Origin of the sequence: Acinetobacter proteolyticus (genome assembly GCF_000367945.1) — a bacterium.
Taxonomy (GTDB): Bacteria; Pseudomonadota; Gammaproteobacteria; order Pseudomonadales; family Moraxellaceae; genus Acinetobacter; species Acinetobacter proteolyticus.
In genome coordinates this window covers 1,210,053-1,236,022 of the sequence record NZ_KB849179.1, presented here as the reverse complement: position 1 = coordinate 1,236,022, position 25,970 = coordinate 1,210,053, and the positions used below count along the sequence as shown (strand labels likewise).

The 25,970-nt window shown below is 40.9% G+C and carries 28 protein-coding genes; 18 read left to right on the top strand and 10 right to left on the bottom strand.

The window, feature by feature from the left end:
• Positions 1 to 222: 222 nt before the first annotated feature.
• From F993_RS10895 to F993_RS10915, 5 genes are all read left to right on the top strand, one after another.
• Complete coding sequence (locus F993_RS10895) at positions 223 to 1,179, top strand: ABC transporter permease (protein ID WP_004653953.1); 957 nt, start codon at positions 223 to 225, stop codon at positions 1,177 to 1,179.
• On the top strand, positions 1,169 to 2,125 hold the full coding sequence (locus F993_RS10900; protein ID WP_004653952.1) for an iron chelate uptake ABC transporter family permease subunit: 957 nt from the start codon (positions 1,169 to 1,171) through the stop codon (positions 2,123 to 2,125). The genes F993_RS10895 and F993_RS10900 overlap by 11 nt, the downstream gene beginning before the upstream one ends.
• Positions 2,116 to 2,880 carry an iron ABC transporter ATP-binding protein gene (locus F993_RS10905; protein WP_004653951.1) on the top strand — a complete coding sequence of 255 codons (765 nt, stop codon included), beginning with the start codon at positions 2,116 to 2,118 and terminating at the stop codon, positions 2,878 to 2,880. Before F993_RS10900 ends, F993_RS10905 begins: the two co-directional genes overlap by 10 nt.
• Before the next feature lie 9 nt (positions 2,881 to 2,889).
• A complete protein-coding gene (locus F993_RS10910) occupies positions 2,890 to 3,843 on the top strand; it encodes a siderophore ABC transporter substrate-binding protein (RefSeq protein WP_004653949.1) in 954 nt (317 codons plus the stop codon).
• A 94-nt stretch (positions 3,844 to 3,937) separates the two neighbouring features.
• Complete coding sequence (locus tag F993_RS10915; protein ID WP_004653948.1) at positions 3,938 to 4,546, top strand: DUF2238 domain-containing protein; 609 nt, start codon at positions 3,938 to 3,940, stop codon at positions 4,544 to 4,546.
• A 21-nt stretch (positions 4,547 to 4,567) separates the two neighbouring features.
• Here F993_RS10915 and F993_RS10920 read toward each other — a convergent pair whose 3' ends face one another.
• Positions 4,568 to 5,788, bottom strand: coding sequence for an MFS transporter (locus F993_RS10920; RefSeq protein ID WP_004653947.1), 1,221 nt, complete (start codon positions 5,786 to 5,788; stop codon positions 4,568 to 4,570).
• A gap of 195 nt (positions 5,789 to 5,983) precedes the next feature.
• Here F993_RS10920 and F993_RS10925 point away from each other — a divergent pair, with 195 nt between their 5' ends.
• On the top strand, positions 5,984 to 6,775 hold the full coding sequence (locus F993_RS10925; protein ID WP_004653946.1) for a DUF4198 domain-containing protein: 792 nt from the start codon (positions 5,984 to 5,986) through the stop codon (positions 6,773 to 6,775).
• A gap of 51 nt (positions 6,776 to 6,826) precedes the next feature.
• On the opposite strand, the gene F993_RS10930 is transcribed toward F993_RS10925, so the two are convergent.
• Positions 6,827 to 7,522 (bottom strand): epoxyqueuosine reductase QueH, encoded by a 696-nt coding sequence (locus tag F993_RS10930; protein WP_004653945.1) that lies wholly within the window; start codon positions 7,520 to 7,522, stop codon positions 6,827 to 6,829.
• Positions 7,523 to 7,761: 239 nt separating this feature from the next.
• On the opposite strand from F993_RS10930, the gene F993_RS10935 reads away from it, so the two are divergent.
• Positions 7,762 to 8,682 carry a LysR family transcriptional regulator gene (locus F993_RS10935; RefSeq protein WP_171066042.1) on the top strand — a complete coding sequence of 307 codons (921 nt, stop codon included), beginning with the start codon at positions 7,762 to 7,764 and terminating at the stop codon, positions 8,680 to 8,682.
• Between the two features lie 87 nt (positions 8,683 to 8,769).
• On the opposite strand, the gene F993_RS10940 is transcribed toward F993_RS10935, so the two are convergent.
• Together F993_RS10940 and F993_RS10945 are read right to left on the bottom strand one after the other, a co-directional pair.
• Entirely contained in the window at positions 8,770 to 9,225 is a 456-nt protein-coding gene (locus F993_RS10940) for a DUF441 domain-containing protein (RefSeq protein ID WP_004653942.1), read from the bottom strand.
• Between the two features lie 180 nt (positions 9,226 to 9,405).
• Positions 9,406 to 10,260, bottom strand: a complete 855-nt coding sequence (locus tag F993_RS10945) for a hypothetical protein (protein ID WP_004653941.1) — start codon at positions 10,258 to 10,260, stop codon at positions 9,406 to 9,408.
• A 447-nt stretch (positions 10,261 to 10,707) separates the two neighbouring features.
• On the opposite strand from F993_RS10945, the gene F993_RS10950 reads away from it, so the two are divergent.
• The gene (locus F993_RS10950) at positions 10,708 to 11,268 is read left to right on the top strand and encodes a TetR/AcrR family transcriptional regulator (RefSeq protein WP_004653940.1); all 561 of its coding nucleotides are present in this window, start codon (positions 10,708 to 10,710) and stop codon (positions 11,266 to 11,268) included.
• Between the two features lie 120 nt (positions 11,269 to 11,388).
• On the opposite strand, the gene F993_RS10955 is transcribed toward F993_RS10950, so the two are convergent.
• Positions 11,389 to 12,168 (bottom strand): ferredoxin--NADP reductase, encoded by a 780-nt coding sequence (locus F993_RS10955; RefSeq protein WP_004653939.1) that lies wholly within the window; start codon positions 12,166 to 12,168, stop codon positions 11,389 to 11,391.
• A 118-nt stretch (positions 12,169 to 12,286) separates the two neighbouring features.
• Between F993_RS10955 and tsaA the strand changes: the two genes are divergently transcribed.
• The 5 genes from tsaA (at position 12,287) to F993_RS10980 (ending at position 17,387) form a co-directional block, all read left to right on the top strand.
• The gene (gene tsaA, locus F993_RS10960) at positions 12,287 to 13,000 is read left to right on the top strand and encodes a tRNA (N6-threonylcarbamoyladenosine(37)-N6)-methyltransferase TrmO (protein ID WP_004653938.1); all 714 of its coding nucleotides are present in this window, start codon (positions 12,287 to 12,289) and stop codon (positions 12,998 to 13,000) included.
• A gap of 47 nt (positions 13,001 to 13,047) precedes the next feature.
• Positions 13,048 to 14,826, top strand: coding sequence for a type IV pilus assembly ATPase TfpB (locus F993_RS10965; RefSeq protein ID WP_032812709.1), 1,779 nt, complete (start codon positions 13,048 to 13,050; stop codon positions 14,824 to 14,826).
• Positions 14,827 to 14,914: 88 nt separating this feature from the next.
• Complete coding sequence (locus F993_RS10970; RefSeq protein WP_004653936.1) at positions 14,915 to 15,280, top strand: NirD/YgiW/YdeI family stress tolerance protein; 366 nt, start codon at positions 14,915 to 14,917, stop codon at positions 15,278 to 15,280.
• A gap of 99 nt (positions 15,281 to 15,379) precedes the next feature.
• Entirely contained in the window at positions 15,380 to 16,039 is a 660-nt protein-coding gene (locus tag F993_RS10975; RefSeq protein ID WP_004653934.1) for a response regulator transcription factor, read from the top strand.
• Positions 16,040 to 16,043: 4 nt separating this feature from the next.
• A complete protein-coding gene (locus tag F993_RS10980) occupies positions 16,044 to 17,387 on the top strand; it encodes a sensor histidine kinase (protein WP_004653933.1) in 1,344 nt (447 codons plus the stop codon).
• An 88-nt stretch (positions 17,388 to 17,475) separates the two neighbouring features.
• Here F993_RS10980 and hemP read toward each other — a convergent pair whose 3' ends face one another.
• The gene (hemP, locus tag F993_RS10985; RefSeq protein ID WP_004653932.1) at positions 17,476 to 17,646 is read right to left on the bottom strand and encodes a hemin uptake protein HemP; all 171 of its coding nucleotides are present in this window, start codon (positions 17,644 to 17,646) and stop codon (positions 17,476 to 17,478) included.
• 177 nt (positions 17,647 to 17,823) lie between these two features.
• Between hemP and F993_RS10990 the strand changes: the two genes are divergently transcribed.
• A complete protein-coding gene (locus F993_RS10990) occupies positions 17,824 to 18,735 on the top strand; it encodes a thiamine phosphate synthase (RefSeq protein ID WP_004653931.1) in 912 nt (303 codons plus the stop codon).
• 2 nt (positions 18,736 to 18,737) lie between these two features.
• Here F993_RS10990 and F993_RS10995 read toward each other — a convergent pair whose 3' ends face one another.
• A complete protein-coding gene (locus F993_RS10995) occupies positions 18,738 to 19,295 on the bottom strand; it encodes a tetratricopeptide repeat protein (RefSeq protein WP_004653930.1) in 558 nt (185 codons plus the stop codon).
• A gap of 21 nt (positions 19,296 to 19,316) precedes the next feature.
• Positions 19,317 to 21,725, bottom strand: a complete 2,409-nt coding sequence (mrcB, locus tag F993_RS11000) for a penicillin-binding protein 1B (RefSeq protein WP_004653928.1) — start codon at positions 21,723 to 21,725, stop codon at positions 19,317 to 19,319.
• Positions 21,726 to 21,959: 234 nt separating this feature from the next.
• Here mrcB and F993_RS11005 point away from each other — a divergent pair, with 234 nt between their 5' ends.
• Complete coding sequence (locus tag F993_RS11005; RefSeq protein WP_016539850.1) at positions 21,960 to 22,868, top strand: NAD(+) kinase; 909 nt, start codon at positions 21,960 to 21,962, stop codon at positions 22,866 to 22,868.
• Complete coding sequence (locus F993_RS11010; RefSeq protein ID WP_004653926.1) at positions 22,865 to 23,137, top strand: YeaC family protein; 273 nt, start codon at positions 22,865 to 22,867, stop codon at positions 23,135 to 23,137. Before F993_RS11005 ends, F993_RS11010 begins: the two co-directional genes overlap by 4 nt.
• Positions 23,138 to 23,181: 44 nt before the next feature.
• On the opposite strand, the gene F993_RS11015 is transcribed toward F993_RS11010, so the two are convergent.
• Entirely contained in the window at positions 23,182 to 23,742 is a 561-nt protein-coding gene (locus F993_RS11015; protein WP_004653925.1) for a tetratricopeptide repeat protein, read from the bottom strand.
• Positions 23,743 to 23,925: 183 nt separating this feature from the next.
• On the opposite strand from F993_RS11015, the gene F993_RS11020 reads away from it, so the two are divergent.
• Together F993_RS11020 and F993_RS11025 are read left to right on the top strand one after the other, a co-directional pair.
• Positions 23,926 to 24,336 (top strand): hypothetical protein, encoded by a 411-nt coding sequence (locus F993_RS11020; RefSeq protein ID WP_004653924.1) that lies wholly within the window; start codon positions 23,926 to 23,928, stop codon positions 24,334 to 24,336.
• A 63-nt stretch (positions 24,337 to 24,399) separates the two neighbouring features.
• On the top strand, positions 24,400 to 24,909 hold the full coding sequence (locus tag F993_RS11025) for a hypothetical protein (RefSeq protein WP_004653922.1): 510 nt from the start codon (positions 24,400 to 24,402) through the stop codon (positions 24,907 to 24,909).
• 62 nt (positions 24,910 to 24,971) lie between these two features.
• Here the strand turns inward: F993_RS11025 and F993_RS11030 are convergent, their stop codons facing one another.
• Positions 24,972 to 25,970: a glycosyl transferase family protein gene (locus tag F993_RS11030; RefSeq protein ID WP_004653921.1), complete on the bottom strand. Its 999-nt coding sequence runs from the start codon at positions 25,968 to 25,970 to the stop codon at positions 24,972 to 24,974.

The window sequence follows — 25,970 nt, the reverse complement described above, 5'->3', positions numbered from 1 at the left end:
ATGAGGCGACACTCAATTTAGCTCTAAAGCTCAGCTACGTTGCTGCTGAGCGCCTTTTTTATGATGATTAATTATCGGTTTAATTAAGCTGTACTTCATATAGATGATATTTCATTTAAAAAAGTTAACAATAATATTTATCATTTGTGATAGTTTCTTATTATCTATTTTGTATTTTTTAAGCTTATTTTAAGTTTGCGCATCCTATGAAGTTCTCCCAACATGATTAAGCGGCGTTATCTCATTTTATTATTGCTTCCATTGGCATTCATTTCCTTATTTGTCGGTGTAGGCGAGATGAGTCTCGCGGGTCTGTGGGCGGGTAACCCTCAAGACTGGCAGCTGTTCTGGACCAGCCGTTTACCGCGTCTGATGGCAATTGTGGTGGCAGGCGCGGGGCTGAGTGTCTGCGGCTTGATTATGCAGTCGCTCAGCCGCAACCGTTTTGTTTCTCCAACTACTGCTGGTTTGTATGACTGTGCCCGTTTAGGCGTCTTGGTTTCGATTATCTTACTGCCGAGTGCTTCAATCTTTGTAAAAACAGGCTTTGCAATTGCCGTGACACTGATGGGCGCAATGGCATTTATGAGTATTTTGGCAACCCTCAAGCATCGAGATACCGTTTTTGTTCCTCTGGTGGGGATGATTTTTGGCAGTATTATCTCGGCCTTTACCACCTTTATCGCCTTGCAAATGGATTTATTGCAGAACTTGGCGGGGTGGTTGCAAGGTGATTTTTCCACCATTTTAAATGGCCAATATGAGCTGATCTATCTCAGTGTTCCTGTGTTGATTCTGATTTATATCTTTGCCAATCGTTTTGTCTTGGCAGGCTTGGGACAGGATTTTGCTACCAATCTGGGACTGAATTATAAGCAGACTTTATTTCTAGGCTTGTTGCTTGTCTCGGTGATTACAGGCGTGGTGATTGTGACCGTGGGTGCGATTCCTTTTCTAGGACTGATCGTACCGAATTTGGTCAGCTTATATCTAGGTGACAATATCCGTCGAACACTTTCACATACTGCATTACTCGGTGCCTTACTGGTTCTGCTTTGCGATGTTTTTGGCAGGGTGGTGATTTATCCATATGAGGTCTCTGTGAGTTTGATTATGGGTGTCGTCGGCAGTGTGATTTTCCTGTGGTTATTACTGAGGAGATATCGCTATGCCTTATAAAAACAAGTTGATTGTTTTAGCCTTCTTGATGCTGCTGAGCATTGCCTTATATCTGGGTTGGAATTTGGGTGTGGCATGGCAATATGCACTCGGTCTGCGTTTAAAAACCGTTGCTGCAATCATCGTCGCAGGCGTCGCCGTTGGTGTTTCAACTTTGGTCTTTCATACTATTGTGAATAACCGAGTGGTGACACCGCAGGCTTTGGGGTTGGATAAGCTGTATGAGTTGTCCAAAACGGCCATTATTTATTTCTTTGGTGCAAGCACTTTACTGTCACTTAACTTTGTTACGGATTATCTGATCAGTTTGCTGCTCATGGTCACGTTTGCCTTGTTGCTATATCGGTTTATTTTCCAAAAAGTTGCACAGCAAAATATTTATTTTCTGTTGTTGGTGGGGCTGATCTGTTCGACTTTATTCGACAACATGACCACCTTCTTTCAGGTCTTGCTCGATCCTGATGAATTTCAGATTGCAGCTTATGCTGGTTTTGCCAGTTTTAATGTGGTGAAAATGGAAACGGTTGGATTGTCTTTGCTGACCATTGTGCCGATTCTGTTTTACAGCTTAAAGCACTATCACAAGCTGGATGTGATGGCGCTGGGGCGTGATCATGCCCTGAACTTGGGGCTGGATTATGACAAGACCAGTCGCGTGTTATTGATTCTGGTGGTATTGGCCTTGGCTTCAGCAACAGCTTTGGCAGGCCCGATGATGTTCCTAGGTTTGCTGGTCCTCAACATTACCTTAGAACTGTTCAAGACCCATCAGCATCACATCTTATTAATCGGCATTATTCTGGTCAGCATCCTGTGTTTGATGATCGGGCAATTTATCGTATTGCATCTATTGAATTTCAAAACCACGTTGAGTGTGATCATTAATTTTGTCGGTGGAATTTATTTCTTCTGGATATTACTGAAGGAAAATAAAAAATGGCAATAGAGCTAAAGAATTTAAGCAAAAGCTATCAGCAACAACAGGTGGTGCATGCACTTTCACTGACGATTGCCAAAGGACAATTTACGGCTTTTATCGGTCCGAATGGTGCAGGTAAAAGTACCGTACTTTCGCTGATGAGCCGCCTAATCGAGGCTGATCAAGGGCAAGTGTTGCTGGATGGGCAAGATTTACACCAGATGAAAAGCGCCGAGATTGCGAAAAAACTGGCCATCTTAAAGCAGTCCAACCATACCGAGTTAAGGCTGAGTATTGAAGATTTGGTGGCATTTGGTCGTTTTCCATATTCACAAGGACGCTTGACCGCAGAAGATCGTGAAGTGATTGACCGTTCCATTGCCTATATGGATTTAGAGGCACTGCGCCATCGCCAACTCAGTGAGCTGTCTGGTGGCCAACGTCAGCGTGCTTATATCGCCATGATTCTGGCACAAGACACCGATTATATCTTGCTGGATGAACCTTTGAATAATCTGGATATGAAGCACTCTTCACAAATTATGAAGGTGTTAAAAGATCTGGCTGAAAATCATGGCAAATCCATCATTGTCGTGATTCATGACATCAATTTTGCCTCGGTCTATGCCGATCACATCATTGCCATGAAAGAAGGGCAATTGGTCTATCAAGGTCATCCACAGCAGATGATGGATGAACGCATTCTTAAGGATATTTTCGATTTTCATATCCCGATTCAACAGGTTCAACAACACAAATTAGGTTTGTATTTCATTAGTTAGGAGTTCGTTATGCTTTTCAAAAAAACATTGCCAGTCATGATGCTGAGTGTGGTCTTGGCTGCATGTGGTAATTCCAACACACCTTCTGCAACACAGGAAGGAAATACGGCTGCTGCACAGGATACGCGTAGCTTTGAAAGTAAGGCGGGTCAAATCACGATTCCTGCAAATTTATCTCGAATTGCGGTATTGGATACCAGTGCTTTGAATACCATCCATGCTTTAGGTGCGGATGACAAAGTGGTGGCTTTACCCAAAGGCACACCGTTACCAAAAGTACTGCAAGACTTTAATGAGGGCAAATATCTGGATGTCGGTACAGTCAAAGAACCGAATCTGGAAAAAATTGCAGCCAGCCAACCTGAATTGATTTTGATGAGCGGACGAATGGAAAATCTGGTGACGCAGATCAAACAGATTGCACCAACTTATTTTGTTGATGTGGATTACAACGATCAGTTCAACTCATTTAAGCAGCAAACCCTGAATATTGCTGAAATGGTGGGTAAAAAGCCAGAAGCGGAGCAGCAACTACAAACTTTGGAAAAAGATATTGCCGCATTAAAAGCCAAAACGAAAGGTAAAACTGCTTTGGTGGTTCTGGTCAATAACAGCAAAATTGCGGCTTATGGACCAGGTTCACGCTTTGGTAATATCCATGATCTCTATGGTTTTACTCCAGTAGATCCTTCAATCAAAGTCGGCTTGCATGGTATGGCGGTGTCGCATGAATTTATTGCCCAGAAAAATCCTGATTATCTGTTTGTGATCGACCGTGGGGCTGCAATTACTGAAAATCAGCAAGGGGCAAAACAGGTGTTAAATAACAAGATTATCAACCAAACCCAAGCGGCGAAAAATGGCAATATCGTCTATCTGGATTCTAGTAACTGGTACTTGATGAATAATGGCTTAGATGGCATGAAGGCGATGCTGAAAGAAGTGGCGGATGCGGTGAAATAAAAATCCAATCGTATGATTTTACAACAAAAACCCGAAGTGTTGTCTTCGGGTTTTTTATATGATGTCATGAAATAAACCATACTTTTATAATATTATGCGTATTTCTATACTGTATTTGGGCACGGCGATTTTAGCCATTTTGCTGCTCATTTCTGGGATTCAACCTTTTGATCGAACCACATGGTGGCTTGAAGTCATCCCCGTATTGATCGTGGTGCCGTTATTGTTTGCGACTTATAAAGCTTTCCCGCTCAGTTCTTTGTTGTATGGACTGATTTTCTTGCATGCCGTTGTGCTGATTGTGGGCGGGGCGTATAGCTATGCGCGTGTACCGTTGGGTTTTGAGATGGCACAATGGTTTGGTTTAGAACGTAATCCTTATGACAAGATTGGACATTTTATGCAGGGCTTTGTCCCTGCCATAGCTGCGCGTGAAATCCTGATTCGCAATCATATTTTAAGCAAAGGCAAAATGCTCAGTTTTATTGTGATCTGTATTGTGTTGGCAATTAGTGCCAGCTATGAATTGATTGAATGGGCGGCTGCATTGTCTTTGGGGCAAGGGGCAGAAGAGTTTTTGGGTACACAAGGGGATGAGTGGGATACACAATCAGATATGTTCTTTGCCCTGATTGGGTCGATCAGCGCCTTGTTATTCTTATCAAAATGGCATGATCGACAGATTGCAAAATTAATGCATTAAAATCAGTGGGTGAATCTGCCGCTAAGACACGGCAGATGCATTTTTTTGTGAATATTTGGCATATGCCAGCGCAATTAACAGAATCGCCAGACCACCTAAACTCAAGACAAAACCCACCCAGATCGGTGCTAACCAACCCATATTGTGGCTGAGAACCCAACCACCCAAGAAAGCACCAAGTGCATTGGCCAAGTTAAAGGCAGAGTGATTCAGTGATGCCGCTAAGGTTTGTGCATCACCTGCGATATCCATCAAATGGGTTTGTAAAGCACCACCAAGACCGATCACGGTAAAACCAATCAAGAATAGGGCTACAATTGCGGTGTAGAGATGAGACATCATAAAACTGGCGGCAACAAAGGCGAGTGCCGAACTGATCAAGATGCCAATAATGGTTTTAAATAGATTTTTATCTGCCAACCAACCGGCAACCAAGCCACCAATCACCATACCAATGCCCCAAATCGCGAGCGCTACAGGTACCACACGAATATCGGCATGAGTATATTCCGTCAGAATCGGTGAGACATAGCTATATACCGAGAACATGCCACCAAAGCCAATTGCACCAACGGCAAGAGTCAGCCACATATTGATATTCTTTAAACCCGTCAACTCCGCTTTGATACTCGCAGTTTTCTGCAATGGGATATTGGGTACAAATAAACTGACACCAATGAGGGTAATAAACGCAATCACCGCAGAAAACTCAAAACCTGATTTCCAGCCAAATTGTTGACCCAGCCATGTGGCAATCGGCACGCCAATGACATTGGCAATGGTGAGTCCCATCATCACTTGTGCAATCGCTGTGGCACGGCGTTGCTTACCTGCCAGTTCAGCCGCAACCAATGCTGCAACACCGAAGTAGGCACCATGTGGAAAGCCTGCGATAAAACGAGACAGCAGCATGGCTTCTGGTGTGCTGGCAAAAGCCGTAGCCGCATTGGCCAAGCCATAAAACAGCATTAAGCTAAGCAATAACGTCTTACGCGGTACTTTTGCCCCTAAAATCGCAATAATCGGTGCACCCACCATGACACCGAGGGCATAGGCGCTGATGAAATAGCCTGCATGCGGCACACTGACATTTAAATCCGTGGCGATTTCCTGAATCAAACCCATTGCTACAAATTCAGTCGTTCCAATACAGAAACTACCAACAGCGAGGGAGAAAATAACCAGAAATAAGGAATAGTTGTGTGAGGGTGTGGAATCTAAGGGAGAGCTTGGCGAGGACATAATATTTCAAGTCAAAAAGTACCGCCGTATTATATTCGACTCGCATTCAGAAAAGTGAAATAGAACACAATTTTTATCTCAACTGATTTGGAGAGGTAGCATAAAATTTGATTAATTGAATGATAATTATTTTCATTTATGTATAATGCAAAGCAGACGTTTTTTAGCTGAATTTTTATAAAGGGTGGAAAGAGAATGAAAAAATTATTGATCAGTTCATTGTTGCTTGCTTCAGGTTATAGCTTTGCTCATGAACCCTATGTTGCGCCACTTGCGTATACCACTGAACAAACCCAAGTCGCAATTATCTCGGGCTATGCAGAAGAAGCTTTGCAAAGTGAATATGCATTAAAAGATGCGAAGTTTGAAGTCACCAGCCCGAATAACAGTAAAACCACAGTTGCAGCAGAGTCTAAATTGGGTTCGGCAACCGTATTTGATTTAAAGTTGCCCGAAGCTGGAACTTATAGTGTTAAAACCAGTGCTAGTTATCCATTGAAATATGTACAAGATCAAAAAGAATGGAAAATGTTCTTTGATATGCCAGCAGACAAAGCACCTGCTAAAGCTGAACGTGATTTTGTCATTCCTTCGGATTTAAAAGCGAAAAAATTTACGCCTGTTGAAATTACCCGGGAATGGACATTATTGACTTATGTGTCTAAAGAGAAGAACACGCCAGTGCAGGCAAGCACAGCAGCGATTCAAGTTGAGTTTTTAACTCATCCAAGTGAGCTAAAAGCCAATCAAACAATTAAAATTAAAGCATCGAAAGCCAATCAAGCATTGGTCAATGCCAATGTGGTCATCCGTGCTAAAGGAGCAACCGATAAGCAAAGCATTAGTCTAAAGACAGCAGCAGATGGCAGTGCTGATTTAGTTTTTGCCAAAGCAGGCGAGTATTTGATTGAAGTCAGTGAAGCGGTCGATGCGAAGCAAAAGCCAAGCAATCAGTTCTATAGCATTATCAGTGTTGCTGTAAATTAAGAAGCGGTAAGGCTAATTCATTTGAATTAGCCTTTTATTTCGACATTACTTTTATTGATTTGACTCACCATCCATCGCATTACTATAAAATTTAACACCCAATTTAATGCGATCACGACCATTGCTCACACGCCAACGATTGCTATCTCTGAGTGAATAAACGCAGCCACAGTATTCCTGTTGATAGAACTCTTCACGCTTGCTGATCTCTAGCATACGTACCGCGCCGCCATGTTTACGCCAGTTATAATCCCAATATTGAATATTTGGATAATGCGCCGCTGCACGCAAACCACAATCATTAATTTGCTGCATATTCTTCCAACGTGAAATTCCAAGCGAACTGCTGATCAGACTAAAGCCATGTTCATAGGCATATAGAGCAGTACGTTCAAAGCGCATATCAAAACACATGGTACAGCGAATACCTTTCTCAGGCTCATTTTCCATGCCTTTGGCACGGGCAAACCAGTTATCCGTGTCGTAGTCACAATCGATAAAAGGAATATTATGCTTTTCGGCAAATCGGATATTTTCCTCTTTACGGATTAAATATTCTTTGACTGGATGAATGTTCGGATTATAGAAAAAGATCGAAAAGTCGATGCCTGACTCAATCAAGGTTTCCATGACCTCGCCTGAACACGGTGCACAGCATGAATGCAGCAACAGTTTGTCGTGTCCTTCAGGTAGGCTGAGTGTTTGGCGTTCAAGCGTCTTTTGACTTGGATGGGTCATTGTAGGCATGGTCTGCAAAGTGAATTGTTTATTGTAAAAGTTTTAAAAGCTGGCAGCGCTTTAATTCCATGAAATGTTCTCAGCTCAAGCTGAAATTTTTTAAATACCAATGTATCGAAGTACCAGCAGCACTTTCTATGCAGCGTTTTTATACAACCCTAAGATAAAGGATGATGAAACAAAACCAAGTTGAGACAAATTAATTAATATTGTGCTAAGATGAATTAAATTCAATAATGGTAGTAGTCGTGTTAGAACTCCGTCATTTAAAAACATTACTCGCTTTAAGAGAGCATGGTTCATTGGTCGCTGCGGCCACCGATTTATGTCTTACGCCATCGGCTATTTCACATCAGTTAAAAGAATTGGATCACTGGTATGGGGTTGAAGTGGTCAATCGTCGTAGTCGTCCAGTGAGCTTCTCCAATGTGGGGGAACGTTTACTGAAACTGGCAGATGATGTATTGCCTCAAGTACAAATTGCACAAACCGATATTACCCGCATCGTACATGGGCAAACGGGACGAATTATTTTTTCATCAGAATGTCATAGCTGCTTTGATTGGCTCATGCCATTACTCAATCAATATCGCCAGCAATATCCTGATGTGGACTTAGATTTTGCAGCAGGTTTTGAATCGAATCCGCATGAGTTATTGCAAAATGCAGAATTTGATTTGCTGATTACTGCTGATCCAATTGCGTTAAAAGGCATTGAGTATTTTCCAATCTTTGAATATGAATCTCGTTTAGTGCTTTCCAATACGCATCCGTTGGTGCGTGCAGAGCAGGTTACGGTCGAAGATTTGGCAGAAGAAACTTTGATTACCTATCCTGTCGATAAACATCGTCTTGATATCATGGCGCATTTGTTTATCCCAGCCAATATTCAACCCAAACATATTCGGACCACCGATTTGACCCAAATGTTGATCCAATTGGTTGCCAGTGGGCGTGGTATTGCGGCATTGCCTGATTGGGTGGTGAATGAATATGAACAAAAGGGCTGGGTGGTCAGTCGTCGCTTAGACTGTGTTTCTGCACAAGGTTTAAGACGGAAGCTTTATGCGGGTTATCGTAGTGAAGATAAGGAAAAGAATTATTTTGAAGGCTTTATTAAGCAGTTGGAAAAGTTTTCTAAGTTACGCACCCTATATTATGAACAGTAATTAGCGATTATTGGTTATCAGGTAGTGGCAATACCACTACCTATCTTTTAACGCGTGATAAGTTTCTATTTTAGAGTTTTATTCTAATCAAGATTTACCAATCAGCAAGGACAATATCCCTGCGGCAATCAGTGGGCCAACAGGTACGCCGCGTAATAGCGCTACACCTGCCACGGTTCCAATCAAAAGCCCCGCAACCACATCAGGTTGATTACTCATCAGTTTAACGCCGCGTCCACCAAGCCAAGCCACCAATAATCCAACCGCAATTGCAGCCAATGATTTAATACTGATAAATGATTTCAGGATGCTTTCACCGCTGATTTTTCCACTTGCGATCGGTGCAAGGACGCCAATGGTCAGGATAATAATGCCAATATTCAAACCATGATTTTGAATATAGGGGAAAAACTGATTTAGAGGAGTCAGTTTGACCAAGATCAGGCATGCAGCTGCGATCGTTACTGCCGTGTTTTGACTAAAGATACCGCAACCCAATAAAACCAGCAGAACCAATAAGTTAACATCAAATTGTGAAAACATGCGCGAAACGTTTGCGGGAAAGAAAGTTGAATTATATCGTAAATTGTAGCTTAGCTTCGGTTAAATTCATCTCTACAGCAAAGGATTAGGCATTTAGGCTAACGATATTATCGGTCTCCAAGATATAAAAAAGCCATCTTTCAACTAAAAGTTGAAGATGGCTTCCTTGAGCAAAAAAGATTAAGCCAGTTTTTTGAATGCGCCATAATAGGCAATTTGTTCATCCCAGAACTGTTCCCATAAATCGCAATATTCAAGACAAATTTGGCGGATCGAGGCATATTCAGATTCAACACAAGCTTGTGCCAATACAAACCATAAATCATCTTCATGATCGTCGTCCGCTGCTTCAGCGGTTGCATCATGTGACACACCATGCACATAGTAATAACCACTATCGACATCAAAACCAACAGCATTGGTTGCCTGACGTAATGCAGGACTAAATAGAATCACTTCTTCTTCTGCGACTGCCAATAAAGCAGCTACTGCTTGGTAACTATCAAATGAGTTTTCTAAGTAGTTACGAACACGTTGCGCAATTAAAGAGGGTTGATAGTCATTACGTTCTGATTGACTCAGCTCAAAGTCATTTAGCACATCTTCAAATAAAGGGTAGTGTGCATATTCCGGGTTACCTGAATAGTAACCTTCTTGATCAAGACCTGGGCGGAAACCGAACTCATCCAGAATATTAAGATTAAGTAAAAAGCGTGGAAACATTTTAGAACCTGATAATAAGCGTGGTTCTAGTTGCTTGCTTTGAAATTGCGCCATCAATAAAGCATCCGTAAATACCTGTACAATGGCATGGCGATATTCTAAATGAATATGTTTCAAAGTTTCTTTATCAATAACGCCGTCATTTAAAAGTTGAATGGCTGGATGACGTGAAACAGGATGATTTGAAATTTCTGCACGGAGCTCATTCAGGAAATTCAAATTCTTATTCCACAAATCAATTGAAATACTATTCTTCATTCCTTCAATAGCATTTTGTCTTGGGTCGTTAAAGTTTTCAAATGTTTTTGGCATAGTCTTGTACTCGATGAATTAATAATATTATTGCTTTTCCAATTATTTAGTTAGATTATCTTTGGTTGCTTATGAATAACTATTGGTTCAACCAAATATCTTTTTATTGGATGGTTTAAATATAAAATGATTTTTTTGTGAAATCAATTTATTAAAAAGGCTAAAAAATAGTAAGAAAGTTTATGAATTAACTTAACTGTCAATAAAAGGTGAATAGCTTCACGCTATATTTAATATTTTTTTAAAATAGTAAAATTTTTTTACAAATGATCTTGTATGAGGACTGATTTTTACTTACTCTATAGAGGGAACAATAAAGAAAATATAATTTTCTATAATGCTCTTACAATAAGATAAATCATACATAGTGGCCAGAATTTTCCAGCATGTAAACTATGTCTAAATAATGCATTAAGTTTTTTGATAGAATTCTAAAAGGATAATAAAATGTCAAAAAAAGAGGATATTATTGCAACGGCTTTAGATCTTTTCAACCGTCATAACTATAGTACTGTGGGGGTGGATCGAATTATTAGTGAGTCAGGGGTTGCCAAAATGACTTTCTATAAGTATTTCCCTTCAAAAGAAAACCTGATCGAAGAGTGCTTGTCTCGAAGAAATAAAAGTATTCAAGATGCAATTGAATATGAAATTAGCTTAATCGCAGAAGATGATTATTTGGGGAAAATCAAGGCAATATATTTTTGGCATTTGTCTTGGTTCAACTCAGATGATTTTCATGGTTGTATGTTTCAAAAAGCTTCGTTGGAAATATTACAACAATATCCTTCCATTATCGGTCCCATTGTTGAATATCGTGAGTGGATCATGGGGTTGATTGAAAACCTATTTGAAAAGGCTAAGGTATTCCAGCCACATGTACTTACTGCAATGTATATCAATATACTTGATGGTATGACTGCTTATGCTAAAGTAAATAAGGATCGTGCTCAAATCGAAGAGTGTTGGTATTATATCGAGCGCTTAATTCATTTAGAGGCAGCTTAATTTATTATATTTAGTTTTTTTAAATAATTGGTTTATAAAAATTAATATAAATAAAAATAAGCTAAATATAAAATAAAAAACCGAGGTTTAAACCTCGGTTTTTCTTACATGAATTGAAAATTATTTTTCAACAAATGCACGTTCAATTACATAGTCACCCATCACGCCCATGCGCGGTGATTCAACCAGACCATGTTGATCAAGTAACGCTGCAACATCTTTAAGAAAGGCAGGGCTACCACAAAGCATAGCACGGTCAGTTTCACGGTTGAAACGTGGTAAACCAATTTTTTCAAACAATTCGCCAGTTTCAATTGCTGTGGTCACACGGCCTTGAGTGTGGAATGGTTCACGTGTCACAGTCGGGTAGTAAATCAGTTTGTCTTTGATCCCGAGTTCTTCAAAGAACTCGTGGTTCGGGAGTTCATTTAAGATCAAATCTTGATAAGCAAGTTCTGATACATAACGTGTACCGTGAACCATAATCACTTTTTCAAATTTTTCGTAAGTTTCAGGATCACGAAGCAGGGAAAGGAATGGAGCAAGTCCAGTACCAGAAGATAAAAGGTATAAATTTTTACCTGGTAATAAATCGTCGTGTACTAAAGTGCCAGTAGGCTTTTTAGAAATCAGGATCTCGTCGCCCACTTGTACTTTTTGTAAGATAGAAGTTAATGGACCGTCTTGTACTTTAATAGAGAAGAATTCGAGTTCTTCTTCATAATTCGCACTCGCGATCGAATAAGCACGCATTAAAGGCTTACCATTCACTTCAAGGCCGATCATCACAAACTGACCATTTTTAAAACGTAAGCTGGTGTCGCGTGTAGTTTTAAAACTGAAAAGCGTGTCATTCCAGTGGTGAACATGAGTAATGCGTTCAACGTTAAAAGCAGCCATTAAAGGTCTCGATCACAGTTAAAAGAAACAGATCGCTATTCTAATCTAAAATCATTCTCGATAAACTGAATATATTTAATTGTGTTTATAAGAAAAAGTGATGAGCAATTCAGTAGTCATGCCGATCATTGGCCATATGCATTCTCCATATCGTGAGAAATTTGGCATCCCACGCCAGCCAAACCTCGTACAAGTCGAGTCCTATATAGAGATGGTGGAGCCTTATAACGATATTTTGGCTTTTGAGGGAATCGAAGATTTTAGTCATTTGTGGCTGCTATGGCAGTTCCATGAAAACAAAAATCAAGATAACTCTTTGAATCAAATGTCTAAATTTCGTCCACAAGTACGTCCACCACGACTCGGTGGTAATCAGAAAGTTGGTGTTTTTGCCACTCGGAGCATGTATCGACCATCACCCATCGGCTTGTCAGTGGTACGTTTTTTACGGGTTGAAAAGCAAGGTAAAGCAGTTCGCCTCTATGTTATGGGCAGTGATTTACTCCATGGGACACCGATTTTAGACATCAAACCGTATATCCAATATTCCGATTCGATTGAAGACTCGGTCAGTGGTTATGCCCAACAAGAGCCAGTTCGAAAAACAGTATTGTGGACGGAAACTGCACAGTCACAGCAACAACAGTTATTAAAGCACAGGATTTTGGATAAAAAGATATTCGATGAACTGGAACAAGTGTTATCTTTAGATCCAAGGCCAGCGTATCAAGATGATGCTGCGCGGGTCTATGGTATGTGTTTTTCAGAATTGAATATTCGATTTACAGTGGATGATCGGAGTGTCACAGTTGTCGCTGTAGAGCAAAGCTAAAAACTTTAAAAAAATAATTGAGTCATATATTTGGGGAACTGACGGTGATACAAGCGCAGGCAAAATTTGCAAACTTTTCGTTTACGATTGATGTGACGTGGTGTTTAGAGCAACTATTGAAAGATGGTCGTATTACTGAACGGGATAAGTTACTCATCCAAACCACACATCGTCAGAAGGATCAACTGAAATGGCATCCTTTGCAGTGGATTGCCAATTTTAATTTAAAAGATCAACTCAATCTGGGTTCTACGCTAGCACTCAATCGCTTGTGTCAATGGTTGGCTGAAAAAGCAGATATTCCTTTATTTGTGATTGATCCGCTCAAAGCAGATGTGGCTGCTCTAACCAGTGTCATGTCACAAGAATTTGCAGCTAGAAACCATATTCTAGCGGTTGAAGTACATGCAGATCGGATTTTGATTGGGACGGATCAGCCCTTTACCACTGAATGGCTCAATAACTTGGAGCGGAGTTTAGCGCCAAAGAAAATTGAGAAAGTGCTGCTCAATCCCGAGCAACTGCAACGTTATCTGGTTGAATATTATCAAGTCAGTCGGGCGGTCAATTCATCGCAGAATGCCAGTATTTATGATCGGGAAAATAAAGGCGTTGAGGCTTTATTGCAGTTAGGTGATACCCAAAACCCAGATGCCAATGATCAGCATATTGTGAAGCTGGTGGATTGGGTGCTGCAATTCGCATTCGAGCAAGGCGCCAGTGATATTCATTTGGAGCCAAGGAAAGATAAAGGTAAGGTGCGTTTTCGTATTGATGGGGTATTGCACACCATCTACAACATGCCTGCCAATACGCTCACCGCGGTAATTTCGCGCATTAAAATCTTGGGCCGTATGAATGTGGCGGAAAAGCGAAAACCGCAAGATGGACGCTTAAAAACGCGTACACCGAAAGGGCAAGAAACAGAATTGCGTCTTTCCACCTTACCTACCGCCTTTGGCGAAAAATTGGTGATGCGTATCTTTGACCCAGAAGTGTTGGTTCGTAGTTTCCAGCAATTGGGTTTTGAAGGGCATTTGTTGCAGAGCTGGCAGCAACTGACGCAGCACAGTCATGGCATTATCTTGGTGACAGGCCCGACAGGTTCAGGTAAAACCACCACGCTGTATTCATCGTTAAAACAACTGGCAACCGAACAGGTCAATGTTTGTACCATTGAAGATCCAATTGAGATGTTGGAACCAAGCTTTAACCAAATGCAGGTCAATCCAAATATTGAATTAGGTTTTGCGGATGGTGTACGTGCTTTAATGCGGCAAGACCCTGACATTATCATGGTGGGTGAGATTCGTGATCACGATACTGCAAATATGGCGATACAAGCGGCATTAACAGGGCATTTAGTCCTTTCCACTTTACATACTAACGATGCGCCGTCGAGTTTGACTCGCTTACATGATCTTGGAATCCAGCCGTTCCTTACCGCAGCTACAATTTTAGGGGTATTAGCACAACGTCTGGTGCGTCGCCTGTGTCCGCATTGCAAACAGCAAACCGCCATCAATGAGCAAGAATGGGAACACCTGACATTTGATTACATGATGGATATGCCGACCACAATGTATAAAGCCGTGGGGTGCGAGGCGTGTCGTCAGACCGGTTATAAAGGTCGTGTTGGCATTTATGAATTCATGCCAGTGAGTTTGGAGTCAAAGTCGTTGATCAGTGCAAATTGCACACTCAATGATTTAAGAGCACAGGCCAAAAAAGAAGGGATTGAGCCCTTACGTATTGCAGGGGCACGTAAAGTCCTTGAAGGGGTAACCACTTTGGAGGAAGTTTTACGCGTGGTACCTCTGAGTTAAACAGAAAATTTGAATCTTCAGATTCACCTCATCTTGATTTGTTTTAATAGCTACATCGAAATGAAGAAGCCACAATGAGGGTATCAAGATGAATGTTATTTCTAAAGTTGCAGTAATTGCTGGTTTGGTTGGTGTGACAACTTTTGCAGTTGCAAATACAAATGCTGTGAATCAACAGGCGATAGCACCAACTCAAACGACTACAGTTAAACAAGCATTGACGATGAAAGATGATACGCCAGTGCAATTAAAAGGTTATGTGGTGAAGGCTACTGGCGATGAGAAATATCAGTTTAGTGATCAAACCGGTTCAATCACCGTCGATATTGATGATGACTTATGGCAAGGTAAAGCTGTATCGGCAAAAACGCCTGTGACCTTGATTGGCGAAATTGATATTGATTATAAACCAGCCAAGCGTGTTGAGGTTGATGTAGATCAAGTTCAATTCTAAGCAAGCTGATGATCCCAAAAGACCACATGACAATCATGTGGTTTTTTGCTTATGCTCTATTTTTAGAAAAATGTTATAGATCAAGAGAGAGGGTTATTTATGCGAATTTTATTGGCTGAAGATGATGCCTCTCAGGCAGAGAGTATTAAAGACTGGTTAGAGATGGATGGTTATAGCGTCGATTGGGTGGAGCGTGGTGATCATGCGATCTTGGCAGTTGAACAGCATCAATATGATTGCATCTTATTGGATCGGGGCTTACCACAGGCCACAGGGGATGACATTCTGAAAGCGATTCGCCGTCAGGACAGTAAAACCCCGGTTATTTTTATTACCGCCAAAGATCATATTCATGATCGGGTCGAAGGTTTGGATTTGGGTGCCAATGATTATTTGGTGAAACCATTTAACTTGGAGGAACTCTCGGCACGGGTTCGTTCACAATTACGCCAGCATCAAGCCCAAGCGGGACAGTACCTGAATTTTTCCGATTTACAGCTAGACCCACAAGCCAAAACACTGAACAAAGCAGGGCAGGCCATTAATCTGACCGCGAAAGAATTTCAGATTTTGCATAAACTCATGCTGAAGCCCGATCATATTTTGACACGGGAACAACTGGAAGAATCCTTATATGCATGGGGGGATGAAATTGAAAGTAATGCCATTGAAGTGTTTATTTATCAGATTCGGAAGAAAATTGGCGGGCAATATATTAAAACCATTCGTGGTTTAGGCTATCGCATGCATCAGGAATAACAGCATGAAAGTGGTGTCTTTACAAAACAAACTGGTTAAAACCTCTTTAATCAGCTCCGTTGTTGCAGGATGTGTGGCATTGCTTTTATTCGCGGTCATTTCTGCTTACCAAACCATGCAAGTACAAGACGAAATCATGGATGAGATTTCAGATATGCTGCTTATCGCGGATTTAACTACCCCCTCTGGGCAGCAAATTGATGAGCTCAGTGATCAGTTTGATATTCAATATCGCTTAAGCAATCAGCAGCAAGTACTCACCCAGTCAGAAGACTTTCAACTCGATCAACAGTATTACAGCTTGGTTGAGGCCGCACATGGCGACTACGGTTTGATTTGGCAGAAAGGTCAGCTCTGGCGAAGTTATGCGGGTGAAGATGAAAATTCGCATATGCAAGTGTTGATATTGCAACCTTTAGAAGAGCGTTTTCAAGATTTGCTGCATAGTTTTATGGGATATGCACTGGTCTTAATTTTGGTGTGGTTGATGCAGTGGATCATGCTGCATTTCCTGATCAAGCGTCAATTTAGTGTGATTCATCAATTATCAAAGCAAATCTCGGCCAAGAATGCGGATGATCTTAGCCCTGTTCAAGCGGGTGAGGTGGAGTTAAAAGAACTGCAACCGATGTTGGGTCAGCTCAATCGCTTATTACAACGCTTAGACCAGTCTCTACAGGCTGAACAACGTTTTACCGCAGATGCATCGCATGAGTTACGTTCACCTTTATCTGCGATTCAAATGCGTTTGCAGTTATTGCAGCGTAAATATCCAGAACGCGCAGCTGATTTTAGTCAAATGCAGCAGGATGTGAGTCGAGGTATTCAAATTTTAGAGAATTTATTGTTATTGGCACGTTTAGACCCAGAGCGTGCGGAAAATTTGCCGAAGACTTATTTTTCGCTGCAGGAGAATATTGACGAGGCAATACAGGCACTTCACTTATTCGCAAAAGAGAAGCATATTCAATTGTATTGGCAGGCTGCAGCAGATCTGCAGGGCCAGATTCTTGCAAATCAGCAACTGATCTTTACCTGTGCTCGAAATCTTGTGGACAATGCTATTCGATACACGCCAGAACATGGACAAGTCTATATCTCTTTACAGCAACAGCAGCAATATTTGGCTTTGATTGTAGAAAATGAAGGCCAAGGGATGGATACAGAAAATTTAGCACGTTTGGGTGAACGCTTTTATCGGGCTTTGGGAAGCAAAACACAAGGCTCTGGCTTGGGTTTATCGATTTGCAGCAAAATTGTCGAGTTGCATCAAGGCAAAATTCAATTTGAACAGTCTCAATATGGTGGTCTAAAAGTCAGCATATTGCTTAAAAGCTCAGTTGCTTAAATGAATTTGAGCAAACCAACTAAAAAAGCAGTATGCGCTGACATACTGCTATTCCCACGTTTCTTGTTATTGTCCGATTATTATTATATTACTTCGTTAAAATCAGGCGATTATTACGGGTTAAACGTAAGCGATATTCCTCACCTGCATGCATGATGCGGATTTCGCGACCTAAGGCAAAAAGGTTGTTTGAATGCAACATTGGCAATGATTGAGCTGCATCGGTACTACGAGTAAATAGGCTGAATGGTGCGTTCATTTGTTATGCTCCGTGGTGTGTTTTTTAATGTTTTAAATGATAATCATTATCGAATAGACCTGTCAACGGAAATTTTAACAATTTACAAAATCATCTATTAATTTTATTTTTTGACATGGGAATGCCACGTGGAATTCCTTAGAATGAATCTGAAAAGCTGAGAGAATTTAAACGGTTATGACAAAAGCTACAGTTGATGTTGCGATCGCAATTTTATTACACAAAACTAAAGTTTTAGTGGGTTGGCGACAAGCAAACCAACATCAGGGTAACAAACATGAATTTCCTGGCGGAAAAGTCGAACCAGGAGAGAGCCCTGAGCAGGCTTGTCGCCGTGAAATTTATGAAGAAGTTGGCATTGGTCTAAAAGATTGGCATGCATTTGATCTGATTCGTCATGAATATGATGACCTTATTGTTAATCTGCATTTATTCCATGCTTATGTACCTGATGAATTACTTGGGCTTATTCATCAACCGTGGGCTTGGTATCACCGTGATCAGTTGGCTAACTTAAATTTCCCGAAAGCCAATGCTGCAATTTTACAGCGCTTGAGTTGGCCACATTTGATTCAAATCAATGATCAACTCAGTCACTTATCGGAACAGAATACCTTGTTCTATTGGCGTACATCTTTAGAGGATCAGCTTCAGATTGAGTCACAATTGCAGCATTTAACCGATGCACAATATTCAAGGCTAATTGTCAATTATGCGCTTTGGCTGCAGTTGAGCAGTGATCTACAAGCCAAAATTCAAACCATTCACCTGAAACAATCACAATTGATGGATTTAAATAAGGCTGAAATGATTGTAGGGAAACGTTTTATTGCGGCTTGCCATGATGCTGTGTCGTTGCAGCATGCACATCAAATTGGCTGTGATGCGGTATTTTTAAGTCCTGTAAACGTGACAGCAACGCATCCTGAAGTACAGGGATTGGGTTGGAATGGTTTTGCAGAACTGGCACAGAACAGTGATATTCCTGTATTTGCCTTAGGTGGTGTTGCTCCTGCAGATTTAGAACAAGCCCAAAAGCATCATGCTTATGGGCTTGCAGGGATTCGTCAGTTTAGTTCAACTGGCTAAGATCAGAGTGTCTGAATAGTCCTGCGTGCTTCCTGAGCCTTAATGGTATGCCCACGGGCTTCACTGGCTTTCAGGATGATCAGCCAGAGCTGTTTCTTCATAGCATTGCTTTGTGCATAACTCAAGCCACGGCGTGCCAGTGCTTCGGCATTGGCATATTCTTTACGCTGATCAGCGATCATTGCCAAATACAAATAGGTTTCCGTTGCTTGCGGTGCAATTCGTTGTGCTTGTAGAGCATAACGTTCAGCTTCAGCAAGTTGTTGCTGCTTGTACGCCACTTGCGTTTTTTGCATTAAGGTTTTAAATGCGGGCAGTTGACTGCCGTCATTAAACTTTTGCTGAACTTTTTGCTGTGGCACAACTACAGGCACACTTTGGCGTTTAATCTCTTTCTGTTCATAAGGTGTAATTTTTACACCTGAAGAAGGTTGAGTGACCTTCTTGTTCTGTGAATTGTGGGTGGGCGATTGATTTGCTGGCTTAGTCGATTTTTCAGGTGTTGTGGTACAGCCTGCTAATAACAATAAGCCAGTGATCACCGTAATTTTTTTCATCATGCCAAGTATCCTTTTGTCGACTTAGTTGTCGCCACTATAACTGCCGCTTGAAATCACGCGGCTTGGTTGACGATTAGATAAATCTGTATCCATCTGGTTTTCACTTTCGCGAATATAGTTGCTGATACCGTCATTATGATCATCAGCAGGAGTTTCTTCCGACTGTGGAATATAGGTCGGCTCGACTTCGTAGTGAGATTGGCCACAAAGGGTGGCACGACGTGGCACGGTTTGACGCAACAATGGAATATACATTGCACCATCACAACCTTGTGCTGATAAATCACCGCTGGCGCTGTCAATCCATTGCCATTGGACATTGTCCGTTTGACGTAGGTTGACAGGTTCTTGGCGCAATTGACGCATCACATTGGTCCAGACGGGCAATGCACCTGATGAACCAGTTAAGCCCGTTACTTTATTGTCATCCAGACCTAACCATACGACAGCTACATGATTACCAGAATAACCCGCAAACCATGAATCTCGGGTGTCATTGGTGGTTCCAGATTTACCTGCTAAATTGAGTGATTCAGGTAAGCTGTTATAGGCTGAGCGGCCCGTACCAGACCGCATTACTTGCTGTAGGCCATAGTTAACAATGTAGGCAGCAGCAGGATCAATGGTCTGTTGCACATTTAAGCCATAACGATCCAGTAAATGTCCTTTGGCATCCACAACGGTACGAATCGAGCGTGGTGGATATTTAAAGCCACCTGTCGCAAAATTGCCGTAAATACTTAATACTTCCATTGGTGACATATTCACGGCACCCAAATAAATCGACGGGTAGGCAGGAATGTCTGAGCTGACGCCAAACTGTCTTAATTTATTGCTGAATGCAGATAAACCAAACTCATTGGCTAAACGTACTGTAGAAAGGTTATACGAGTTAGCCAAGGCTTGTTGCATCGGCACAACACCATGTTCACCACCACTATAGTTCTTTGGTGTCCAGCTTTTATCGCCATCAATCGGAATATTGACTGCACTGTCTTCGATTGGACTTGCCCAAGTGTAGCGACCAGATTCAATCGCATTTAAATAAATAATTGGTTTTAACAAAGAACCCACTTGGCGTTTAGCATCCAGCGCACGGTTAAAGCCAGTAAAATCTTGGGTTGAACCAACGGCAGCCACCAATTCACCATTTTCTGGATGCGCAACCAGAACAGCACCTTGCAAGTTTTTCAGTCGGGCAGGGTTGGCTTTGGCTAAACGATCCACGGTGCTCTTAAAGGCATTTTGGACTTGGGTCTGTGCAATTGGATCAAGTGTGGTAAAGATTCTTAGACCTTGATTGGTGATATCGCTTTCTTGGTATTCAGTTCGAAGTTGACGACGGACAATATCAAGGAAATCTGGGAATTTTGCAGGGCCTAAGGTTGGTTTACTCACCACATTTAAAGGACGGGCAATTTCGTCTTGGTATTCAGCTTCGGTTAAGTAGCCCATGACTTTCATGTTATTTAATACAACATCACGACGTTTTTTTGCAGATTCTGGATTACGCCAAGGGTTATACAAAGAAGGACCTTGAACCAGACCAACTAAATATGCCTGTTGTGAGATATTCAGTTCACGTAACGGTAAGCCAAAATAAAATTGTGATGCCAAACCATAGCCATTGATTGAATAACTGCCGTTTTGTCCCAAGTTTACTTCATTTAAATATGCTTCCAGAATTTCATCTTTACTGTAATGTAATTCGATCAACAGCGACATGAGTGCTTCATTGACTTTACGTTTCAGTGTTTTCTCTGGGGAAAGATAGAAGTTTTTAACCAACTGTTGCGTTAAGGTCGAACCACCTTGACGGCGACCACCAGTCGCATTACTGACCAAAGCACGGGCTGTACCGCGAATTGAAATACCATGATGATGGTAGAAATTACGGTCTTCTGTTGAAATTAACGCTTCAATCAGAGTTTTGGGTACTTTATTCAGCTTAATCAGAACACGGTCTTCATTATGTTGCGGATAAATACCGCCAATCAATAAAGGTTCTAAACGTGCAATTCCTGTATTTGAAGGTTTGGTTGAGCGAATTTCACTGACCTGTCCATCAGCAAAGGCAAGTTCAAGCACTTGTTCAGGCTCTGTACTATCACCGTAATCAAAGCCACGGGTATGCACAAACATTTTGTTGCCTTGTACCACATAGCTACCTGATTTGTCGTAATTCGCTGTGTTTTTATAACCCAGTAATTTTAACTCTTGGGTAAAATTCTCTTGGGTAATCGGTGCATTAGAATAGATTTCTAATGGGCGAGCAAACACCTTGGCAGGGATGTCCCAACGCTGACCTTCAAACTTGTCACGAATAATATTATCCAAGCGGATCAGATAGATACTAAAAGCAACAAAGACACCTATCACTAACATTGAAAAAATGAGTGCTAGAAAACCAATACCACGTTCAAACTTCATAGATTTGCGTTAAAACCAAAACAATGTCGGTAATGATGCGATAGCTTATTGTCATTTTGCAATCATAAAACTGTGAATAAATAGCTACATGTAATAAAAAGTTTAAGGATGTGTTGACATTAATCGTATAAAAAAACAACGGATAGACATTTTTATACTTTTTAATCAATCATCAACGCAACATTGGTTGTTAATGATATGATAGTCAGTAATCGCGACGGAGCTGAATTATTCGTGCAAATTTCACATAAATCCTTTCGAAATATTGGTCTAATTGGACGACCAGACAAATATTCTGTAGTAGAAACGTTATGTTTAATTCATGATCATTTGATCACTTTAGGCTTAAACCCCGTTTTTGATCAGGAAACAGCCAAACTGGTGCCTTATAGTCATGGGCAGACCGTTAGCCGAAATTTACTGGGTGAAGTGGTTGATTTAGTCGTGGTTGTCGGAGGGGATGGTTCGTTACTGCATGCTGCACGTGCATTGGTTCGACACAATACCCCTGTAATCGGCATCAACCGTGGTCGACTGGGCTTCTTAACCGATATTAAGCCAGCAGAAGCGATATTTAAGCTTGATCAGGTCTTGCAAGGTCAGTTTCAGCTGGATCGCCGTTTCTTGTTGGAAATGGAAGTCAGAACCAATGGTGAAACGATTTATGATGCAATTGCATTGAATGATGTAGTGTTGCATTCAGGGAAATCGGTTCATATGATCGATTTTGAACTGAATATTGATGGGCAATATGTTTATCGTCAGCATAGTGATGGCCTGATTGTTTCAACGCCAACAGGTTCAACTGCATATTCACTTTCAGGTGGTGGACCAATCTTGCATCCGAGTATGGATGCGATTGCACTGGTTCCAATGCATCCACATACTTTGTCATCACGACCAATTGTTGTCGGTGGGCAAAGTGAGGTGAAGATTACCATTCGGGAAAATCGTGTTTTGCCGATGGTCAGTGCCGATGGTCAACATAGTGTTGCATTAAATGTTGGTGATACTGTGCATATTCGCAAACATCCGTTTAAACTAAGCTTATTACATCCACCTGGTTATGACTTCTATATGGCATGTCGTACCAAATTGGGGTGGAATCAAGATTTTGAATCTTTTCAGCAGGATGACTCATGAATATTGAACAAATGCTCGCTATTTTAAATCCTGAAATTGTTGAGCGTCTTCGTACTGCTGTTGAAATTGGTAAATGGCCAAATGGTATTGCATTAACCAAAGAACAGCGTGAAATCTGTATGCAAGCGGTGTATGCATGGGAAATGGAACATTTGCCAAAAGAACAGCGCAGTGGCTATATCGATCGTGGCACCAAAAAAGACGGTGAGGAGTGTGATGATGATCATCACCACAACGAACCTGAATTTAAGCCAATTCGTTTTGTTTAATACGGATTGAATGATTGAGAATGCCCCCAAAGAGCGGGGCATTTTTATTGCATTAACTCTTCTAACTCGATTTGGGCTTGAGTAGAATTATTTTTAGCCGCCTTGTTTAGCCAATATTTCGCTTTTTGCGGATTCGCTTTCAAAAAATCATCCCCATCTTGATACCATAAGCCTAATGCAAATTGTGCTTGAGATAAATTGTTATATGCTGATTTTTCTAGATATTTAAAAGCAAGCTGCTGGTTTACAGTGGTTCCTTCGCCTTCAAGGTACATTGTCGCAAGTATATATTGAGCTGCAGCATGGTTTTTATCTGCAGCTAAAAGATAATATTTGAGTGCTAATTTATCATCCATCGGAAAACCATTTCTCCCCATGTAATATGAATCTGCAATATAAACTTGAGCTGCTGTGTTGCCCTGATTGGCAAGTTCTAATTGATTGGATACGGTTAATGTGAGGTCATTTTGTGCGTATGCTGAAGGGTAATTGCCTAGCGTGATGGCTAATACCATACCGATATAAAATGGTTGCTTAAAACGATTTTTTCTATATTTAGATATTATTGTTTTAATATTGCTTGTTTGAAGGTCTTGATCCAACATTTATTCTCACTTTAACTGTTTGACAGACATATCGTATTGTGAACAATAAAATTCATTTGGGTAGTGTTTACTATTCAGTTTAATAATAACAGCTCACTCAATAGATTTTGTTAGAAAGAAGTATAATGATGAGCACAGGGTAGCAATGAAAAATAGTCATGGCGATATTTGGCGCGAAAAATAATGAATAGGATCGATCTTAAAATCGTTTTAACTGTATTTTTTATCTTTAATACAAGCATAACTTTTGCCAAACAACCCATTGAATGTTTACTCAATGTGAAGGTTGTTGCGAGTCAGCAATACACTTCACCTCAAGCTCAATATACAAGTATAAAAAACGATGGTTATCCCATGTTATTAATTGGGATTCAGGTGGAGGAGGCGCAAACAATGCGAAACTCCCAAAGAATCAAAGCGCATCATGCATATTGTAAGACCCTTATAGGTCAACAACGAGATGCCTATCTTTCGGGGCCTCACGATCCGAACAAGATTACAATCAAAATAGGCGATCAATTGAGCTTAAGAAATATTCATTCTTCAGGCCAGGAATATCCGTTTTGGCCAGATTTTTATTATATTGAAGATTAAGTGCATTTAAATGGTCTATTGTGCTGTAGCTAAAATATACGGGTTTCTAAAGTTGAGCAAAAAGTGAAACGTGAGATTGGTCAATTGATCCTTAAGCAAATCGTACTATTCAGTTTTGTTCTTGCAGGATGTAGTTCTCCTACAAATGAAAAGAGTAAAACCGTTCAAGATGTCAAGTTAGGAAAAATAACCTATTCTCGACTTGATGGGATCAGTGGAGACTTGTTCAGTTTTGAGATGATGACGAAAAATAACTTAAGCGATTTGTATCTTAAGGAAAACTATAAATATTCACATTTTAAATGCAGGCCAATACAAGATTATGTCGTCGTCGGATCTGTTTCGATTGATGAAGAGCATGTTGAACATGAGATGTATATTTCATCGGGTACTTTTAAAGTGTGTGAAGATGAATCCATGAATACCTGTCTCAGGAAGAAGCAGATTGAGGCGTTATTAACAGATAATCTTTCGTGCCGGCTTGTTGTGGGTGGTCTTTTCAAAAAAAGTAAAGTTATTGCTGATTCTATTGTGATTACGAGAGATTCAATCCTTGAATCGAAAAACTTATAAAATAGTCTGTATATTTTATTCAATGAATGGCGATTTCTTTTACTTGAAATCGCCATTTGGGTTTAGTTTAGACGCTTTTCCCATAGCACTTTGGCTTTATCCATTGCTTCATCATAGTTATTGACGATACCCATGGTATATAACCCGATTCCCATGGTTTCAATGACTGCCATTTCACCATATTCATGCGTCTGTTCACCCAGCCAAACTGCTTTAAACACAGTTAGATCCAGTTCTTCTTCAATTGGGCTACGATCAGGTGTTAGCTTTGGTAGTTCGTGTTCGTATAGTTCACCATTTTTAATGCCACAAATCAAAGTTTTGGCATCAGGATTACGTTCAAACTCACCACCTTCACCTTTAATCACTGCACTGTTTTGATAACCCAAGCGAAACGCGGTCTGTTGATGTGAAGTCCGATAAGCAGGGTGGAAGATCGCTTGTAAGGTCGCTTTGGCATTAAATGGATTAATCAGGCGTGCCAAAGTGTGGATTGGAGAACGTAGGCCCATCACATTTCGTAGCGAGATCAATTCACTTAAAATAGGTGAGATGGCTTCCAGTGGCAGGTAGGCAAAGTTGTGCTGTTCAAGTTGCTCACGAACCTCCTGTTGATTTTGACAAATTGAATAGCCTAGATACTGTAAAACTTGTTCAGTATAGACACGATTAATGGTATGCCCCGATGCACCATGCATCACAATCTTGTAACCATGATGCGCTAAAGTGAGTGCTGCCAATAAGAACCATGGATAGTGCTTACGCTTGCCTGCATAAGAAGACCAGTCAAGATCGACCTCAAGGGGCTGAAAGTTGAGTTGATCACGCGTGGCTTGGACAAAACCAGCCAGTTCATCGACGGATTCTTCTTTAACACGCAGTAGCATTAAGAATGCACCCAACTGCACATCCAAGACTTCATCTTTTAAAATCATGCTAAACGCTTGATAGGCTTCTTCATAACTGAGCGAACGAGAACCAGTTTTGCCCTTACCTAAAATACGAACATACTGAGCAAATGGATGTTCTGCGGTTTTATAGATATTACGTTTTGTGTTCAT

Excerpts from the sequence above, each read along its gene's own strand:
- F993_RS10940 (WP_004653942.1), bottom strand. The coding sequence starts at position 9,225 with ATGTTTTCACAATTTGATGTTAACTTATTGGTTCTGCTGGTTTTATTG.
- F993_RS10995 (WP_004653930.1), bottom strand. The coding sequence starts at position 19,295 with ATGATGAAAAAAATTACGGTGATCACTGGCTTATTGTTATTAGCAGGC.
- F993_RS10925 (WP_004653946.1), top strand. The coding sequence starts at position 5,984 with ATGAAAAAATTATTGATCAGTTCATTGTTGCTTGCTTCAGGTTATAGC.
- F993_RS10980 (WP_004653933.1), top strand. The coding sequence starts at position 16,044 with ATGAAAGTGGTGTCTTTACAAAACAAACTGGTTAAAACCTCTTTAATC.
- F993_RS10915 (WP_004653948.1), top strand. The coding sequence starts at position 3,938 with ATGCGTATTTCTATACTGTATTTGGGCACGGCGATTTTAGCCATTTTG.
- mrcB (WP_004653928.1), bottom strand. The coding sequence starts at position 21,725 with ATGAAGTTTGAACGTGGTATTGGTTTTCTAGCACTCATTTTTTCAATG.
- F993_RS10955 (WP_004653939.1), bottom strand. The coding sequence starts at position 12,168 with ATGGCTGCTTTTAACGTTGAACGCATTACTCATGTTCACCACTGGAAT.
- F993_RS10930 (WP_004653945.1), bottom strand. The coding sequence starts at position 7,522 with ATGCCTACAATGACCCATCCAAGTCAAAAGACGCTTGAACGCCAAACA.
- F993_RS10900 (WP_004653952.1), top strand. The coding sequence starts at position 1,169 with ATGCCTTATAAAAACAAGTTGATTGTTTTAGCCTTCTTGATGCTGCTG.
- F993_RS11020 (WP_004653924.1), top strand. The coding sequence starts at position 23,926 with ATGAATAGGATCGATCTTAAAATCGTTTTAACTGTATTTTTTATCTTT.
- F993_RS10910 (WP_004653949.1), top strand. The coding sequence starts at position 2,890 with ATGCTTTTCAAAAAAACATTGCCAGTCATGATGCTGAGTGTGGTCTTG.
- F993_RS10970 (WP_004653936.1), top strand. The coding sequence starts at position 14,915 with ATGAATGTTATTTCTAAAGTTGCAGTAATTGCTGGTTTGGTTGGTGTG.
- F993_RS11010 (WP_004653926.1), top strand. The coding sequence starts at position 22,865 with ATGAATATTGAACAAATGCTCGCTATTTTAAATCCTGAAATTGTTGAG.
- F993_RS10905 (WP_004653951.1), top strand. The coding sequence starts at position 2,116 with ATGGCAATAGAGCTAAAGAATTTAAGCAAAAGCTATCAGCAACAACAG.
- F993_RS10990 (WP_004653931.1), top strand. The coding sequence starts at position 17,824 with ATGACAAAAGCTACAGTTGATGTTGCGATCGCAATTTTATTACACAAA.
- F993_RS10945 (WP_004653941.1), bottom strand. The coding sequence starts at position 10,260 with ATGCCAAAAACATTTGAAAACTTTAACGACCCAAGACAAAATGCTATT.
- F993_RS10975 (WP_004653934.1), top strand. The coding sequence starts at position 15,380 with ATGCGAATTTTATTGGCTGAAGATGATGCCTCTCAGGCAGAGAGTATT.
- F993_RS10920 (WP_004653947.1), bottom strand. The coding sequence starts at position 5,788 with ATGTCCTCGCCAAGCTCTCCCTTAGATTCCACACCCTCACACAACTAT.
- F993_RS11030 (WP_004653921.1), bottom strand. The coding sequence starts at position 25,970 with ATGAACACAAAACGTAATATCTATAAAACCGCAGAACATCCATTTGCT.
- F993_RS10895 (WP_004653953.1), top strand. The coding sequence starts at position 223 with ATGATTAAGCGGCGTTATCTCATTTTATTATTGCTTCCATTGGCATTC.
- hemP (WP_004653932.1), bottom strand. The coding sequence starts at position 17,646 with ATGAACGCACCATTCAGCCTATTTACTCGTAGTACCGATGCAGCTCAA.
- tsaA (WP_004653938.1), top strand. The coding sequence starts at position 12,287 with ATGCCGATCATTGGCCATATGCATTCTCCATATCGTGAGAAATTTGGC.
- F993_RS10950 (WP_004653940.1), top strand. The coding sequence starts at position 10,708 with ATGTCAAAAAAAGAGGATATTATTGCAACGGCTTTAGATCTTTTCAAC.
- F993_RS11015 (WP_004653925.1), bottom strand. The coding sequence starts at position 23,742 with ATGTTGGATCAAGACCTTCAAACAAGCAATATTAAAACAATAATATCT.